General features: G+C 63.1%; 15 protein-coding genes. 8 read left to right on the forward strand and 7 right to left on the reverse strand.

The annotated features are described in order from the left end of the window. From ACTJKM_RS19015 to ACTJKM_RS19025, 3 genes are all read left to right on the forward strand, one after another. Positions 1 to 373, forward strand: a 373-nt coding sequence (locus ACTJKM_RS19015; protein WP_440660726.1) for an aldehyde dehydrogenase family protein, incomplete at its 5' end; no start/stop codon positions are given. A gap of 53 nt (positions 374 to 426) precedes the next feature. Next, the gene (gene araD / locus ACTJKM_RS19020) at positions 427 to 2,172 is read left to right on the forward strand and encodes an L-arabinonate dehydratase (protein WP_057252945.1); all 1,746 of its coding nucleotides are present in this window, start codon (positions 427 to 429) and stop codon (positions 2,170 to 2,172) included. A gap of 232 nt (positions 2,173 to 2,404) precedes the next feature. Beyond that, entirely contained in the window at positions 2,405 to 2,995 is a 591-nt protein-coding gene (locus ACTJKM_RS19025; protein WP_057252947.1) for a hypothetical protein, read from the forward strand. Positions 2,996 to 3,199: 204 nt separating this feature from the next. On the opposite strand, the gene ACTJKM_RS19030 is transcribed toward ACTJKM_RS19025, so the two are convergent. The 4 genes from ACTJKM_RS19030 to ACTJKM_RS19045 form a co-directional block, all read right to left on the reverse strand. Continuing rightward, positions 3,200 to 4,033: a transglutaminase family protein gene (locus ACTJKM_RS19030; RefSeq protein ID WP_057252949.1), complete on the reverse strand. Its 834-nt coding sequence runs from the start codon at positions 4,031 to 4,033 to the stop codon at positions 3,200 to 3,202. A 15-nt stretch (positions 4,034 to 4,048) separates the two neighbouring features. After that, complete coding sequence (locus ACTJKM_RS19035) at positions 4,049 to 4,987, reverse strand: alpha-E domain-containing protein (RefSeq protein WP_057252951.1); 939 nt, start codon at positions 4,985 to 4,987, stop codon at positions 4,049 to 4,051. Between the two features lie 4 nt (positions 4,988 to 4,991). Further along, complete coding sequence (locus tag ACTJKM_RS19040; RefSeq protein WP_058326564.1) at positions 4,992 to 6,386, reverse strand: circularly permuted type 2 ATP-grasp protein; 1,395 nt, start codon at positions 6,384 to 6,386, stop codon at positions 4,992 to 4,994. 235 nt (positions 6,387 to 6,621) lie between these two features. After that, a complete protein-coding gene (locus tag ACTJKM_RS19045) occupies positions 6,622 to 7,707 on the reverse strand; it encodes a YeiH family protein (RefSeq protein WP_197423417.1) in 1,086 nt (361 codons plus the stop codon). A gap of 81 nt (positions 7,708 to 7,788) precedes the next feature. On the opposite strand from ACTJKM_RS19045, the gene ACTJKM_RS19050 reads away from it, so the two are divergent. The 3 genes from ACTJKM_RS19050 (at position 7,789) to ACTJKM_RS19060 (ending at position 10,251) form a co-directional block, all read left to right on the forward strand. Further along, positions 7,789 to 8,658: a LysR family transcriptional regulator gene (locus ACTJKM_RS19050; protein ID WP_058326506.1), complete on the forward strand. Its 870-nt coding sequence runs from the start codon at positions 7,789 to 7,791 to the stop codon at positions 8,656 to 8,658. A gap of 80 nt (positions 8,659 to 8,738) precedes the next feature. Beyond that, positions 8,739 to 9,194, forward strand: a complete 456-nt coding sequence (locus ACTJKM_RS19055; protein WP_058326507.1) for a GyrI-like domain-containing protein — start codon at positions 8,739 to 8,741, stop codon at positions 9,192 to 9,194. 178 nt (positions 9,195 to 9,372) lie between these two features. Next, positions 9,373 to 10,251: a DMT family transporter gene (locus ACTJKM_RS19060; RefSeq protein WP_058326508.1), complete on the forward strand. Its 879-nt coding sequence runs from the start codon at positions 9,373 to 9,375 to the stop codon at positions 10,249 to 10,251. A gap of 51 nt (positions 10,252 to 10,302) precedes the next feature. On the opposite strand, the gene ACTJKM_RS19065 is transcribed toward ACTJKM_RS19060, so the two are convergent. From ACTJKM_RS19065 to ACTJKM_RS19075, 3 genes are all read right to left on the reverse strand, one after another. Continuing rightward, positions 10,303 to 11,853 carry a DEAD/DEAH box helicase gene (locus tag ACTJKM_RS19065; RefSeq protein ID WP_058326565.1) on the reverse strand — a complete coding sequence of 517 codons (1,551 nt, stop codon included), beginning with the start codon at positions 11,851 to 11,853 and terminating at the stop codon, positions 10,303 to 10,305. A 295-nt stretch (positions 11,854 to 12,148) separates the two neighbouring features. Further along, positions 12,149 to 13,249, reverse strand: a complete 1,101-nt coding sequence (locus tag ACTJKM_RS19070; protein ID WP_058326509.1) for a DNA alkylation repair protein — start codon at positions 13,247 to 13,249, stop codon at positions 12,149 to 12,151. Between the two features lie 34 nt (positions 13,250 to 13,283). Continuing rightward, a complete protein-coding gene (locus ACTJKM_RS19075) occupies positions 13,284 to 13,583 on the reverse strand; it encodes a hypothetical protein (protein ID WP_057252963.1) in 300 nt (99 codons plus the stop codon). Between the two features lie 147 nt (positions 13,584 to 13,730). On the opposite strand from ACTJKM_RS19075, the gene ACTJKM_RS19080 reads away from it, so the two are divergent. Together ACTJKM_RS19080 and ACTJKM_RS19085 are read left to right on the forward strand one after the other, a co-directional pair. Further along, positions 13,731 to 14,405 (forward strand): helix-turn-helix transcriptional regulator, encoded by a 675-nt coding sequence (locus ACTJKM_RS19080; RefSeq protein WP_058321186.1) that lies wholly within the window; start codon positions 13,731 to 13,733, stop codon positions 14,403 to 14,405. A 126-nt stretch (positions 14,406 to 14,531) separates the two neighbouring features. Then, complete coding sequence (locus ACTJKM_RS19085; protein WP_058321185.1) at positions 14,532 to 14,981, forward strand: host attachment protein; 450 nt, start codon at positions 14,532 to 14,534, stop codon at positions 14,979 to 14,981. Positions 14,982 to 15,000 lie beyond the last annotated feature (19 nt).

The following is a 15,000-nucleotide window of genomic DNA, read 5'->3' on the forward strand; positions in this document are numbered from 1 at the left end:
CGACACGCCCGGCTTCTACCTGCAGCCAGCGCTGTTCACCGAGGCGACCAATCAGATGCGCATTTCGCGGGAAGAGATCTTCGGGCCGGTCGCTTCGGTGATCCGGGTGAAGGACTATGACGAGGCGCTCACCGTCGCCAACGACACCCCCTTCGGCCTGTCGTCCGGCATCGCCACCACCAGCCTCAAGCATGCGACCCATTTCAAGCGCAATGCCGAGGCCGGCATGGTGATGGTCAACCTGCCGACGGCAGGCGTCGATTTCCACGTGCCGTTCGGCGGCCGCAAGGGCTCGTCCCACGGTTCGCGCGAGCAGGGCCGCTACGCCGCCGAATTCTACACAACCGTCAAGACGGCATACACGCTCGCCTAACGGGCGCCGTCACAGGCTCGCGTGGCTGCGCGGGCCGCCTAAGGAAGGATAAGATGAAGAAGAAAGCTGAATGGCCGCGCAAGCTGCGTTCGCAGGATTGGTTCGGCGGCACCGGCAAGAATGCCATCATGCATCGCTCCTGGATGAAGAACCAGGGCCTGCCGGCCGATACGTTCGATGGACGGCCGATCATCGGCATCTGTAACACCTGGTCGGAGCTGACGCCGTGCAATGCGCATCTGCGTGATCTCGCCGAGCGGGTGAAGCGTGGCGTCTATGAGGCCGGCGGTTTCCCGGTCGAGTTTCCGGTGTTCTCCGTCGGCGAGAGCACGCTACGTCCGACGGCGATGATGTTCCGCAACCTTGCAGCGATGGACGTCGAAGAGGCGATCCGCGGCAATCCGGTCGATGGCGTCGTGCTGCTCGGCGGCTGCGACAAGACCACGCCGAGCCTGCTGATGGGGGCTGCCAGCGTCGATATCCCGGTTATTCTCGTCTCCGGCGGCCCGATGCTGAACGGCAAATGGCGCGGCAAGGATGTCGGCTCCGGTACGGCGATCTGGCAGTTCTCCGAGATGGTGAAGTCCGGCGAGATGTCGCTGGCAGAATTCATGGACGCCGAGCAGGGCATGGCCCGTTCGGCCGGAAGCTGCATGACCATGGGCACGGCTTCCACCATGGCCTCGATGGCCGAAGCGCTCGGCATGACGCTGCCCGGCAACGCGGCCATTCCTGCCGTCGACGCACGCCGTCGAGTGATCTCCCAGCTCTCCGGCCGCCGCATCGTCGACATGGTGAAGGAGGACCTGAAGCCGTCCGACATTCTGACGAAGGAAGCCTTTGAGAATGCCATCCGCGTCAACGGCGCCGTCGGCGGCTCGACCAACGCCGTGCTGCACCTCCTGGCGCTTGCCGGCCGCATCGGCGTCGATCTCAGCCTCGACGACTGGGATCGCCTCGGCCGCGACGTCCCGACGATCGTCAACCTCCAGCCGTCGGGCAAATACCTGATGGAGGAGTTCTACTACGCCGGCGGTCTCCCGGTCGTGATCAAGGCGGTCGGCGAAATGGGTCTCCTGCACAAGGATGCCTTGACCGTGACCGGCGACACGATCTGGAACGACGTCAAGGACGTCACCAACTACAATGACGACGTCATCGTGCCGCGCGAAAAGGCCTTGACGCAGTCGGGCGGCATCGCTGTTCTGCGTGGCAACCTGGCACCGAAGGGCTGCGTGTTGAAGCCATCGGCCGCTTCGCCGCATCTGATGCAGCACAAGGGCCGCGCGGTCGTCTTCGAGAGCATCGAGGACTATCACGCCCGCATCAACCGCGACGATCTCGACATCGACGAGACCTGCGTGATGGTGCTGAAATATTGTGGCCCGAAGGGTTATCCGGGCATGGCCGAGGTCGGCAATATGGGCCTGCCGCCGAAGGTGCTGAAGAAGGGCATCACCGACATGATCCGCATTTCGGACGCGCGTATGTCCGGCACGGCCTATGGCACGGTCATCCTGCACACGGCACCGGAAGCGGCCGATGGTGGCCCGCTGGCGCTGGTCGAGAACGGCGACATGATCGCCGTCGACGTGCCGGCCCGCACCATTCACCTCGACATTTCGGACGAGGAACTCGCCCGTCGTCGTGCGGCCTGGGTGTCGCCGGTCAAGCCGCTTGCCGGCGGCTATGGCGGTCTCTACGTCAAGACGGTCATGCAGGCCGATACGGGGGCGGATCTCGACTTCCTCGTCGGCCCGCGCGGCTCGGAAATCCCGATGAACCGCGACAGCCACTGACTTTTCTGTTTGCTGGCGTGCAATGCCGCACCGCTCGTCGGTGCGGCATTTCCATTCGCGCTCCGGCCAGTCGTTTCAAAAAGAAGCGCAATCTTTGCACGTCTTCGGTTTGTATTATCTACAACCTCCGAAACGTTTGGCTTCCGGTAGAGTCAGCGCAACCAGACTTGATCTTCCGACGTCTCCTCTAGCCTGGGTCATTCCGGCCCTACGCTTGAGAAGGAGGACGATCATGCGGAAGAATGTGCTTGCGTTGTCGCTGGGTCTTCTTGCGACGGTGGCGTTATCCGCGCCGGCATTTGGCCAAAGCGCGGAGCGCGATGGTCTCGGTGTCGGGCTGTCCGTCGGCGCAGCGAACGGGCTGAACACCAGTGTGGGGCTCGGAGGATCGGACGGCGTGAATGCCGACGTCGACGCGTCGCTGGGCGGTGCCAACGGCGTCAACGCCGCCGCCAATGCCACGGTCGGCGGTTCGCGCGGCGTCAACGCCGATGCGCAGGCGAGCGTCGGTGGCAGCAATGGCATCAACGCGGATGCCGATATCGGTCTCGGCGGTGACAACGGGCTCAACTCTTCCGTTGACGCCAGTGTTGGTGGCCGACGTGGCCTGACTGCCGGCCTCGACGTCAATACCGGCGGTGGCGGTGCAGGTGTTGGTTCCGGTGGCGCAGTTTCTCCAGGCGCCCCGCTCACAGCGTTCAACAAGCTGTCGAGCGCCGAACGGGTCAAGCTCATCAAGCGTTGCCGCGACGTGGTCAGTGGCGGCTATGACGGCGGACTGGTTTCGCTCTGCCGCATCCTGCAGGCGAGCGCCTCGCGCTAGAGCAATTCCAGGAAAAGTGCGAAACGGTTTCCGTCAGGAATTGCGTAATTTCAAAGACTTAGATCACTTCAGTGTTTCGATGAAACAATGAAGTGATCTAGAAATACAAACGACCGGGCGGGTGTCTGCGGCTTTCATGCCGGGAGATCCAGCTTTCGATAGGGCGTCGATGGCGCCCCATCGAAGAGGTTACTGGCGCAGAGGCTACTGGCTTTGTGACTGGCTCTGACTCTGGCTTTGCTGCTTTTGCTCGACGGTGACCGAAACTTTCAGCGTCTCCTTGGCCTCCCCATGGATCAGGCCGGAGATCGGCGCGGCGTCGCGGTAGCAGAGGCCGGAAGCAATGCGAACGTAGCGATCGTCGGGGCAGATCTTGTTGGCGGCGTCGAAGCCGACCCAGCCGAGCCCGTTCAGATGCACTTCGGCCCAAGCGTGGCTTGCCGTCTGATCCGGCTGGCCTTCCATCATCAGATAGCCCGAGATGTAGCGCGCCGGCAGGTCGAGCGAGCGCGCCGCTGCGATCAGGATGTGGGCGTGGTCCTGGCAGACGCCGCTGCCGCTTTCGAGCGCATCCTCGGCCGTCGTCTCCGCGTGGGTCTCGCCGGGCTTGTATTCCACCGCCTTGTAGATTGTCTCCATCAGCGCATGCATGCGGGCAAGGTCGGTGTCGCCTTCGGCGGATTTTGCGAGTTCGCGGATCAGCTTGCCGGCCTTGGTCAAAGGCGTTTCGCGGGCATAGAGCCAGAGCGGTACGTAGGACTGGTGCGGCCCGAAGACGCCGGCGCGGTCCTCCGTATGGACCTCGCCGGAGGCGGTGATGCGGATCGCGTCGCGGTCGCCGTCGACGCTGACGAGATGAACCCGGTTGCCGAAGTGGTCGTCGTAGCTCACTTCGATTGCCGCGCCATCGACAAGGGTATCCCAGCCGAGAACGGTCTGGCCGGCCTGGGTCAGTGGCGTCAACCGCAGGCGCTGCAGCGCGTATTGCACGGGTTCGTCATAGTGGTATTCGGTCGTGTGGCTGATCTTCAGGTGCATGCCATCCTCCCGAACTCAGTTGAACCGGTAACCGTCGGAGATTTCCTGTCCCAGACGGTTGTTGTGGCTGATGAAGTCTTCGAGATATTCGTGCAAGCCCACATCCATGATGTCCTTGATCGACTGGCTGCGCAGCGACGCGAGCGTGCGGTCGGCCGTGTCGTGGGCGGCGTGGCGCTCGCCATATTCTCGTTCGAGGTAACCGAGATTACTGGCGATCTTCTCGTAGCAATAGGCAAGTGAGCGCGGCATGCGGCCGTTGGAAATCAGGAAGTCGGCGATGTTGGCGGGGCGGAGCTCGGCATCATAGACCCAGCCATAGGCGCGGTGGGCCGAGACCGAGCGCAGGATCGATTCCCACTGAACATTGTCCATCGACGAGCCGACGGCGGCGACTGCCGGCAGGAGCACGTAGTATTTCACGTCGAGGATGCGGGCGGTGTTGTCGGCCCTTTCGATGAAGGTGCCGATGCGCGAGAAGTTGAAGATCTCGTTCCGGAGCATCGTGCCGTGGAAGGCACCACGGATGAGGCCGGCGCGGCGCTTGATCGTATCGATGATCTCGGGCATGTCGGTCGGACGGGCCTTCCTGGAGAGGATCGTCTTCATTTCGAGGTAGCATTCGTTCGTCGCTTCCCAGGTCTCGCGCGTCAGCGCAGTGCGGACCATGCGCGCATTGTGGCGTCCCGCCTCGATGCACGACATCACGCTCGACGGATTGGCGCGGTCGCGCAAAAGGAAATCGATCGCGTCGATGCTCGTCAGCGTCTCGTGCACTTCGTCGTAGAGTTCGCGCACGCCCGCACTTTGCAGCACGCCGTCCCAGTCGCCCTCCGTCGCTTCGCTGCGGGTCAGCGCCATGCGCAGACCGGCATCGATCAGTCGGGCGCTGTTTTCGGCGCGTTCGATGTAGCGGAACATCCAGTAGAGACCGTTTGCAGTTCTTCCCAACATGGTCTCAGTCCTCCAGTACCCAGGTGTCCTTGGTCCCGCCACCCTGGCTGGAGTTCACGACGAGCGAACCAGCCTTGAGTGCCACGCGCGTCAGGCCGCCGGGAATGATCTGCACCTTGTCGGAGACGAGGACATAGGGGCGAAGGTCGACGTGCCGGGGCGCGATACCCTTGTTGACGAGGATCGGCACGGTGGAAAGCGAAAGCGTCGGCTGGGCGATGTAGTTGGTCGGGCGGCTCTTCAGCTTTTCGGCAAAGAAGGCGCGCTCCTTTTTGCTGGCGGTCGGGCCGACCAGCATGCCGTAACCGCCGGATCCGTGCACCTCCTTGACCACCAGCTCTTCCAGATGTTCGAGCACGTATTTCAGGCTCTGTGGCTCGGAACAGCGCCAGGTCGGCACGTTTTCAAGCAGTGGCTTGCGGCCGGTATAGAACTCGACGATCTCGGGCATATAGGAATAGATCGCCTTGTCGTCGGAAATCCCGGTGCCGGGCGCATTGGCAATTGTGATGTTGCCGGCGCGGTAGACATCCATGATGCCGGGAATGCCAAGCGCCGAATCCGGACGGAAGGTGAGCGGATCGAGGAAGTCGTCGTCGACGCGGCGGTAAAGCACGTCGATCGCCTCGTAGCCGCGGGTGGTGCGCATCTTCACCTTGCCGTCGATGACGCGCAGATCCGAACCCTCGACCAGTTCGACGCCCATCATGTCGGCGAGGAAGGCATGTTCATAGTAGGCGGAGTTGTAGATACCGGGCGTGAGCACGGCGACGCGCGGCTTGCCGCTGCAGCCGGGGGGTGCCAGCGACGCCAGGCTCTGGCGCAAGAGATTCGGGTAGTTCTCCACCGGGCGCACGCGGTTCTGATGGAAGAGTTCGGGGAACATCTGCATCATCGTCTCCCGGTTTTCCAGCATGTAGCTGACACCGGATGGCGTGCGCGCATTGTCCTCGAGCACGTAGAACTGATCTTCACCTGTTCTCACGATGTCGGTGCCGACGATATGGGTGTAGACGCCGCCCGGCGGCCTGAAGCCGATCATCTGCGGCAGGAAGGCGACGTTCTTCTCGATCAGCTCTCGCGGCACGCGTCCGGCGCGGATGATTTCCTGCTTGTGGTAGATGTCGTCGAGAAAGGCGTTGAGCGCGATGACCCGCTGTTCGATGCCTTGGGCGAGCTTGCGCCATTCGCGGCCGGAAATGATGCGGGGGATGAGGTCGAAGGGGATGAGCTTTTCGGATGAGTCTGCGTGTCCGTAGACCGCGAAGGTGATGCCGGTTTTCCGGAATATGTTCTCGGCTTCCCTGGATTTGGCTATGAGCCGATTTTTGTCCTGGCTGGCATACCATTCATGATAGGTCGAATATGGCTGGCGCGGACTGCTGTCCGCATTCATCATTTCGTCAAATGCCAAAGGCGTGGTCCCCTTATTTTTGACCATTTGAGTACAACGCTGGTTGCAATGCAAGAAGCGTGCTCAGTCGCCGGAAAAGAAAATTGGCATCGATCTTCTCGCCCATTCACGGGGAAAACTGCCCAACAACCCGGCAGCGGGATTCGACCGCCGAAAGGTGTGGCGGCCGAGCGGCTGCAAAATATGCATATGCTCTAAAATTGGGCGCCGGTTTTCGGTGCTAGCCGAGGCCAAGGCAAGCGATCGCGAGCGCTGACAGGATGCAGAGCACGAGAAGCGAGAGCAGGGCAGCGGCACTGGCGCGCGGGCCGGCATTGGCGAGCGTGCGGACGTCGACCTCGAGGCCGAGAGCGGCCATGGCGATGACGGTCAGCCAGGTGGAGACCTTCACGGCGCCTGTCGCGACCGGGTCGGGGACTACGCCGCTATTGCGGGCAATGACGACGACCAGGAAACCGAGGATGAACCAGGGGACGAAGTGGGCGACCGTGGCGAGGCGCGATCCCACTGTGCGGCGTTCGCCCGGCGCGGCTTCAGGTTCAGCATCGCGGCCGCCGATCAGCGAGAAACAGAAGACGACGGGGCCGAGCATCAGCACGCGCACGAGCTTGACGAGCGTGCCGACCTGAACCGAGAGCGAACTGAAAGGGCTGGCAGCGGCGAGAACCTGCGGCACGGCATAGACGGTCATGCCGGCAAAGACACCGTAGCCCTGTGGCGTCATGCCGAGCCAGCCGCCGACGAAGGGCAGAGACAGGACGACGGCGATGCCGAGAATGGCGGTAAAGGAGATGGCGGCGGCAACCTCTTCGCCGCGGGCGCCGATTGCGGGAGCGACGGCGGCAATCGCCGAGTTGCCGCAGATGGCGTTGCCGCAGGCGATCAATGTCGCGAGCCGCTTCGGCAGGCCGAGTAGACGGGCGATCAGGTAACCGGTGGCGATCGACATGACAACCATGGCGACGATGGTGACAAGCAGGGTCGGCCCGCTTTCGGCGATCGCGTCGAAGCTCAGCATGGCGCCGATCAGGACGATTGCGGTCTCCAGTAGAACCTTGGCGGAGAAATGGATGCCGGAGAGGAAGCGGGCGCTGGGCGTCCAGATCGTGCGGACGGTGGCGCCAAGCAGAATGGCAAGAACGAGGGCCTCCAGCCATGCGCGACCTGTCCAGCGCCACTCGATCCATTCAAGGCCGATGGCCGCGAGCGCGACGAGGCAGCAGAGGAAAAGGCCCGGAAGAATGCAGGTCAGGCGGGAGGAGGCGGAGGAAAATGCGGAGCGAAATGTGGGATGCGATCTGGACATGGCGCGCAACCTACGCCGATCCATGAATCAGTCTAACGGATTATTCTTGTCATTCTGATCGATTTTTGCGATTGATTTGCCATGACACTCGATCAGCTTAGAATCTTCGTCGCGGTCGCCGAGCGGCTGCACATGACGAAAGCCGCCGAGGCGATGAACGTCACCCAGTCGGCCGCGAGTGCCGCGATCGCCGCGCTTGAAACCCAGCACGACGTGCGGTTGTTCGATCGTGTCGGCCGCGGTCTTACGCTGACCGATGCCGGCAAGGTCTTCCTGCCGGAGGCAAAAGCGGTTCTCGCCCGGGCGGCCGCGGCCACCGCCTGCCTCAACGATCTATCCCAGCTTCGCCGCGGCGAACTGTCGATCGCCGCCAGCCAGACGGTTGCGAGCTACTGGCTGCCGGCGCGTTTGGCGCGCTTCACCCACGACTATCCGCAGGTCGACGTGAAACTCACCGTGCGCAACACCGCCGTCGTTGCCGAGGCGGTAGAGGAGGGGACGGTGCAGCTCGGCTTCGTCGAAGGGCGGGTCGATGGTGCCAAGCTCGACCACCGCCGCGTCGCGGTCGATCGCATCGCGGTCTATGCTTCGCCCATGCATCCGCTTGTCGGCGCCCCGGTCAACCTGGAGATGCTGCTTGCCGCGCGCTGGGTGCTGCGTGAAGAGGGCTCCGGCACGCGGGCAATGTTCCTGCAATCGATGGGGGATTATGGAGCGGAGCTTGACGGGTTGAAGATCGAGCTCGAGCTGCCTTCGAACGAAGCGGTACTGACGGCCGTCGAAAGCGGTCCTTTCGTCACGGCCGTGTCCCGGCTCGCCGCCCAGCCCTTCGTTGATAGCGGCCGGCTGGTCGAGTTGCCGTTTGAACTGGCGGAGCGCAATTTCGAACTCTTGACCCATCGCGAGAGGCAGTTCAGCCACGCGGCCCGCGCCTTCGTGGAACTGCTTTGAGGCAAATTCCGTTCTACTCCTGCGATTGGCCTTCGTGTGACAGGCCAAAAATTGCAGGACCTTCGTTTGATGAGGTGGTCATGGCGTTCGAAATCGTTGAAAGACCGGCCCAGCGTATAGCCGGCTCGTTTTGGGAAGGCACGTTTGGTGAGGCGGCCGATGGAGCCGTGCGCCGGCTGATCGCTGAGATGCAGGGGCACCACCAACATCTTCACCCGGGGGATCATGCGGCGCTGGTCGGCCTTTCCTGGAACGACCGCCCGGACGGCTTCCGCTATCTTGTCGGCTACATCTCCGACAAGGCCGAGACAACGGTTCATCCCGGCCATGTCGACCTCCCGGCCATGCGTTTTGTCACCGCCTTGCATCATCCGGAAAGCGGCGACGCCTTTGCCCACTATCAGAGAATGTTCGACTGGATGGCGGCTGAGGGACACGCTGCCGATACCACCGTGCTGCACTATCGCGAGGAGTACGAGCCCGGCTTCGTTTCGCTGTCGCTTTCCTCGCTCCGGCTGATGGTTCCGATTGGCTGATGCTTGCCATCAGAAAAATTGCTTTGACCATCAGTGTGGTCGCGTCTACTTGCCTCAATGCCTAAATCGCAATGATTAGGCTCGAAATCATCCGGTAGATCAGAGTATTCAGCGACTTGAGGCCGCCTTCCGTGGGCTGCACGCCGCCGATCTGCCGCCGTCATCCGATAGGCCCATCATGCTCGCCCGCCTGGCTCCCGCCATCTTCGTTCTGCTCTGGTCGACCGGCTGGGTCGTCGCGAAATATGCGGCTGCCTATGCGGATCCGCTGACCTTTCTGCTTTTGCGCTACACGCTGGCGATCGTGCTCTTCATCCTGTTTTGCATCGTCACCGGCGCCCGGTGGCCAAAGTCCTGGTCGGTGGCCGGCCATGCCGTGGTGTCAGGCATGTTTTTGCACGGGCTCTATCTCGGCGCCGTCTGGTGGGCGATCGGTGAGGGTGTTCCCGCCGGTATCTCCGGCATCATTGCCGGCCTGCAGCCGTTGATGACTGCCGTCGCGGCGGCCTTCGTGATCGACGAAAAGCTGACGACCCAACAGAAGCTCGGACTGGTGCTCGGTTTCTTCGGCATTGCGCTAGCCGTGCTGCCGAAGGTGCTGGCGATAGATACCGGCGCGACGCCGATCCACCTCCTGCCTGTCATCGTCAACGTGCTCGGCATGGCCGCCGTCACCTATGGCACGCTCTATCAGAAGCGCCATCTGCAGAGTGGCGACATTCGCAGCATCGCAGCGCTTCAGTATCTCGGGGCACTGATCGTGACGATCCCGCTGGCGCTGATGCTGGAAGATCTGCACGTCACCTGGAACCTCCAGGTCGTGCTCGCACTCGCCTGGTCGGTCCTAGGGCTTTCGATGGGGGCGATTGCGCTGCTGCTCTATCTCATCCGCCGCGGCCAGGTGTCCCGCGCGGCGTCGCTGATCTATCTGGTTCCGCCGCTTGCCGCAGTGCAGGCGTGGCTCTTCTTCGGCGAAGCGCTGACGCTGCCGATGGTCATCGGAACGGTGATCGCCGTCGCGGGCGTTTATCTTACCAACCGCAAGCAGCGGGCATAAAAAAACGGCGGGTCGCTTAGGCCCGCCGTTCATTTCAGCGATTTTTAGAAATCAGCCCTGGTGGCCGCGGTTGCCGCCGTTGCCACGACGCTGGCCCTGGCCGCCTTCGCGACGCTCGCCACCACCACGGTTTTCGGTGCGGCCGCCATGGTTGCGGTCGCGACGGTCGCCCTGCTTCTGGCCGGGACGTCCGTGGTGCTTCTTGCCTTCGTGATTGCGGTTGCCTTCGCCACGGCCGTCGTTTTGCGGATGGCCATGGTCGCGGCGCTCCTGACGCTGCGGGCGGCGATCGTCGCGCAACAGGTCGTCGCCGGTAAAGCCGCTGGTCGCTGCCACCGGCTCGCCGGCGGGGCGTTCGCGGCGCGCGGGACGGCCGCCGTTCTGGTGCTGGCCGCCGCCATTGCCCTTGCGGTGGCCGGCGCCGTTATTGCCTCGGCCGCTGCGGCTCTTGGAGGGGCGGGCCTGGTCGGCTGGCGCTTCGCCGCTGGCAACAGCAATGTTGATGCCCATCAGCTTCTCGATGTCGCGCAGCAGGCGGATTTCGTCCGGAGCGCAGAAGGCAATCGCGATGCCGTCGCGGCCGGCGCGCGCGGTGCGGCCGATGCGGTGAACATAGGCATCAGGCACTTCCGGCAGGTCATAGTTGTAGACGTGGGTGACGCCGGGGATGTCGATGCCGCGGGCGGCGACGTCGGTGGCGACAAGCACGCGGATCTCGCCATCACGGAAGGCCTTCAGTGCCCGCTCGCGCTGGCCCTGGCTCTTGTTGCCGTGGATCGAGGCGGCCTTGAAGCCCACGTGGTCGAGGTGCTTCATCAGCTTCTCGGCACCATGCTTGGTGCGGCTGAAGATCAGCGACAGGCCGTCCGGATTGTCGGTCAGCGTCTTCTTGAGGATGGTCGTCTTCAGGTCCTTGCCGGGAACGAAGTGAACATACTGTTCGACCTTGTCGGCGGCCTTGCCCGGAGGTGTGACTTCAACCTTGATCGGGTTGGTCAGGTACTCGCCGGCAAGCTCGGCAATCTGCTTCGGCATGGTGGCCGAGAACAGCAGCGTCTGGCGGTTCTTCGGCACGAGCTTGGAGATCTTGCGCAGGTCGTGGATGAAGCCGAGGTCGAGCATCTGGTCGGCTTCGTCAAGGACGAGGTAGCGCCCTTGCGTCAGCGTCACGGCCTTGCGGTTGACGAGATCGAGCAGGCGGCCCGGTGTTGCGACCAGGATGTCGACGCCGCGGGCGAGCTGCTCGGTCTGCTTGTTGATCGAGACACCGCCGACGACAACGCCGATTTTCAGCGGAGACTTCTTGACGAAGAGCTTGAGGTTGGCAGCGATCTGGTTGACCAGTTCGCGGGTCGGGGCAAGTACGAGGGCGCGGATGTTGCGCGGATCGGGGCGCTTGCCTTCGGCAACGAGCTTTTCGATCATCGGCAGGCCGAAGGCGGCCGTCTTGCCGGTGCCGGTCTGGGCGAGACCGATGAGATCGTTGCCCTTCAGCACCTGAGGAATTGCCTGCGCCTGGATCGGCGTCGGTTTTTCGAAGCCGTTGGCGGACAGGGTCTCCAGAATGTGCTCGGAGAGGCCGAGATCTTTAAAGGTGGACAAATGCATATACCTTTTGGGGGCGCCAAACGCATTCGCCGGAACCGCATCCTTGCTGTTCCGGTGTCGTTTGGCGTCAAGAACCCCGCGTGAATTGGGAACTTGTGGGTTAAGAAAAAAGTCGTCAAGCGCCTGTGCTGTCGCCGCTTACGGCGTATGGGTGCGCTTTTCCTTCTTCACGGCTTTCTGTGGTGCCGAGGGCGCGCTCACGCGGCGGCCTGAAGGTGACGCTGGGCACCATGTCGTCGTTTTGGGCGAAAAAGTCAAGGTGCATCTTTTCGCAGGTGCGAAATGAGATCTACTCCAGCGCGAGATCAAAGCCGGCTTCAGCCGCTTCCTGGCCGTTGACGAGGATGACGATGCGGTGCGCGCCCGGATAGTAACGCCGGGTGGTGATCGGTCGGATCGCATGGCGCTTTTCGATCTCGATCGAGCCGCCGGGCTCAAGCGTCGCCGAGGTCCATTTGAACACTTTCGGCGATGTCGCACCGTTCGCCTTGCGGTGATGCACGGCGTAATCGATCATCACCTTCTGGCTCGTCTCGGCGTCATGACTGACGGCCAGGCGCAGGCCGACGCTTTCGCCGAGCACGATCTCGGAGCGGTCGAGTGAGAACCTGGCATTGATGCCGGCCGGGGGAGCGAAGCCGAAATTGCCAAGCGCGTCCGGGTGGCCATGCTTCAGGAGCGTGCGCGAGGCATGGCGCAGCAACTGGCGGCGCTCCGGTGATGCGTCGACGATATGCCCCGCGACGAAAGCCACCACCAGATCCGGATGGTCCTTGGCGATGTCGTTGAGGCTGTTGGCGACCGATCGGCGCACATAGTCCTCGGGGTCGTCGAGAAGGGCCGTCAGGATCGGCAGGATTGGCTTCGGATCGCGGATGAGTTTCGGCAGCCGCATTGCCCAGGGCAGGCGCGGGCGCGTGCCTTCGCTCGCCAGCCGGCGGACGTGATGGTTGGTGTCTTGGGTCCAGGAGTGGATCGTGGCAAGAGCGCGGTCCTGATCGCGGTCGATGAAGACGCGAATGCCGAACTCGGCGGTGAAATGCGGCGTCAGTGCACGCAGCAGCGACAGCGACAGGTCGAACTCCCCAAGGCCGCGCAAGGCGACGTACTGGCTGAGGGGGAGCAATGCCCAGCCGCTGAGACCGGGCGCATCGTCTCGGGGCAGGCAGGCCGCAAGAATGGCGGCCGCTTCGGCGAACGGCTGCGGCAGTGTTTCGACCAGCGCATCACGGATCTTGAGCGAACGCTGCATCAGTTCCAGCGTTTCGAGGCCATCGCCCGCGAGCCGCAGGAATTTCTCCCGATCGAAGACGCTGGCGCCACGGGCGATCCGGTCGGCGATATCGGTGACGACGCCGGGGTGCAGCAGGTTCTTCAGTGGCTCGGCCATCGCTCGGCAGTCCTTCGCTCGTTTTTCTGGCCGCTCAGATCTTCTGGCCGTCGGTAAAATGCTGCACCAGCATTACCGCGCTGATCGTCGCCGCGTAAGGCGCAAACTCCGGATCGACCCGAACGCGCTCACCGGCCGATTGGGCGGCCTCCAGCGTCTCCCATTCGACCAGGTCCGCAAACATGCCCGAGGTCTCGCAGGAATCGACGGCGCGCCAGGAGACGAACCCGGGGTAGCGGGAAACGGCCTGCATCGCCCGGCGGCGCGTGGCTGTCGCCGCGGGTTTGTCGAGAACGATGCAAACGGCAAGCTCAAGGATGTGGTCGCTGGTCATGTTCATGCTCCATGTCTGTTGGAGCTTGATTTAGCATAGGGCAACTGACAGCCTTATGGCCATAGTCGACACTGGCATGCTTGTGCGTGCCGGACGGTCGCTATAGCCCTTTCAAACGTGGGAGAGAATGGCGAAGGGAGGCCATGCATGAGACCCGCCGACCGGCTGTTTCGCATCATCCAGCTCCTGCGCGCGACCGGCCGGGCGATGACGGCGCGGGAGATTGCCGAGAAAATGGAGGTCGCGCAGCGGACGATCTATCGCGACATGGAGCATCTGATCGCTTCCGGCGCGCCGATCGACGGCGAGCGTGGTGTCGGCTATCTGCTGCGCGGGGCCTTCGACGCGCCGCCGCTCGCCTTCACCTTCGAGCAGCTCGAAGCGCTCGCCTTCGGTGCCAGAGCGGTGCAGATGCTGGGCGACGGGCGGCTTGCTCGATCGGCGCGCGAGGCGATGGAGAAGATCGCCCACGGCTTGCCTCCCGAACACCGGCAGCGGCTGATGGCGGCACCACTTCGCGCCTTCCGCTCGGCGCTCCAGCCGGAACCGCCGGCACTGCTCGGCGATCTGCGCCAGGCGATCGCGGAGCGGCGCAAGCTTCGCCTCAGCTATGACAGCCTCAAGAACGAGCACTCCGAGCGGATCATCTGGCCGCTGGGCTTAAGCGTCTTCGGCCACTTCTGGCTGCTGACGGGCTGGTGCGAGCTGAGGTCGGATTTCCGCGATTTTCGCGTCGACAGGATCAGCTCCGTTCACGTCGAGCGTGAGCGTTACGAGGTGACAGCGGAGCGCAGCTTCGAGGCCTATGTCGCACGGATGTGATCGCCGTTACAGGCCGAAACAATTGGTGCTGAGCGGCGTTTTGATGGAACCGAACCGAGCCTCGCGCGTTTCCTTCAAGGGCCTCTTCGGCCCGCCACGATCAACACCTTTCACTGGGAGACAATCGTGCAGAACCGGACATGGATACTGGTCGCGGATGGCAACACCGCGCGCATCGTCAAGGGCGTGAACCTGTTGAAGGAGGAACGCCAGCGGCCGGACGAGGAAACTTTTCACACCGAACCGAAACGCGTTCAGGACATCATGGCGGATAAGCCGGGCAGAGCGCACTCGTCCGACGGGCACGGCCGCTCCGCCATGGAATACAAGAGCGATCCCGTTCGCGAGGAGCAGCAGCGCTTCGTCGCCGACGTTGCTGAAAGGCTCGAAAGTTACGCCGCCAACCACGCTTTCGACAGCCTCGTGATCTGCGCCGCCCCAAGGACCCTCGGCGATTTCAGAAAACACCTGTCCGCGCATGTCAGGGAGCGGACGGTCGCTGAGATTGACCGCAATTGTGTCGCCTCAACCACGGATCAACTGATCGCTACGGCGCGGGCTGCCGTCTTTCCCTGAGCCCGGCTTGTAGGGCTCG

The sequence above is a fragment of the Ensifer sp. 22460 genome, assembly GCF_052044935.1.
In the GTDB taxonomy this organism is placed as follows: Bacteria; Pseudomonadota; Alphaproteobacteria; order Rhizobiales; family Rhizobiaceae; genus Ensifer.

Bases quoted from the DNA above. Each gene is read 5' to 3' on its own strand.
- ACTJKM_RS19055 (WP_058326507.1), top strand. From the start codon at position 8,739: ATGGCGTTCGAAATCGTTGAAAGACCGGCCCAGCGTATAGCCGGCTCG.
- ACTJKM_RS19080 (WP_058321186.1), top strand. From the start codon at position 13,731: ATGAGACCCGCCGACCGGCTGTTTCGCATCATCCAGCTCCTGCGCGCG.
- ACTJKM_RS19070 (WP_058326509.1), bottom strand. From the start codon at position 13,249: ATGGCCGAGCCACTGAAGAACCTGCTGCACCCCGGCGTCGTCACCGAT.
- ACTJKM_RS19030 (WP_057252949.1), bottom strand. From the start codon at position 4,033: ATGCACCTGAAGATCAGCCACACGACCGAATACCACTATGACGAACCC.
- araD (WP_057252945.1), top strand. From the start codon at position 427: ATGAAGAAGAAAGCTGAATGGCCGCGCAAGCTGCGTTCGCAGGATTGG.
- ACTJKM_RS19060 (WP_058326508.1), top strand. From the start codon at position 9,373: ATGCTCGCCCGCCTGGCTCCCGCCATCTTCGTTCTGCTCTGGTCGACC.
- ACTJKM_RS19045 (WP_197423417.1), bottom strand. From the start codon at position 7,707: ATGTCCAGATCGCATCCCACATTTCGCTCCGCATTTTCCTCCGCCTCC.
- ACTJKM_RS19075 (WP_057252963.1), bottom strand. From the start codon at position 13,583: ATGACCAGCGACCACATCCTTGAGCTTGCCGTTTGCATCGTTCTCGAC.
- ACTJKM_RS19025 (WP_057252947.1), top strand. From the start codon at position 2,405: ATGCGGAAGAATGTGCTTGCGTTGTCGCTGGGTCTTCTTGCGACGGTG.
- ACTJKM_RS19050 (WP_058326506.1), top strand. From the start codon at position 7,789: ATGACACTCGATCAGCTTAGAATCTTCGTCGCGGTCGCCGAGCGGCTG.
- ACTJKM_RS19040 (WP_058326564.1), bottom strand. From the start codon at position 6,386: ATGATGAATGCGGACAGCAGTCCGCGCCAGCCATATTCGACCTATCAT.
- ACTJKM_RS19035 (WP_057252951.1), bottom strand. From the start codon at position 4,987: ATGTTGGGAAGAACTGCAAACGGTCTCTACTGGATGTTCCGCTACATC.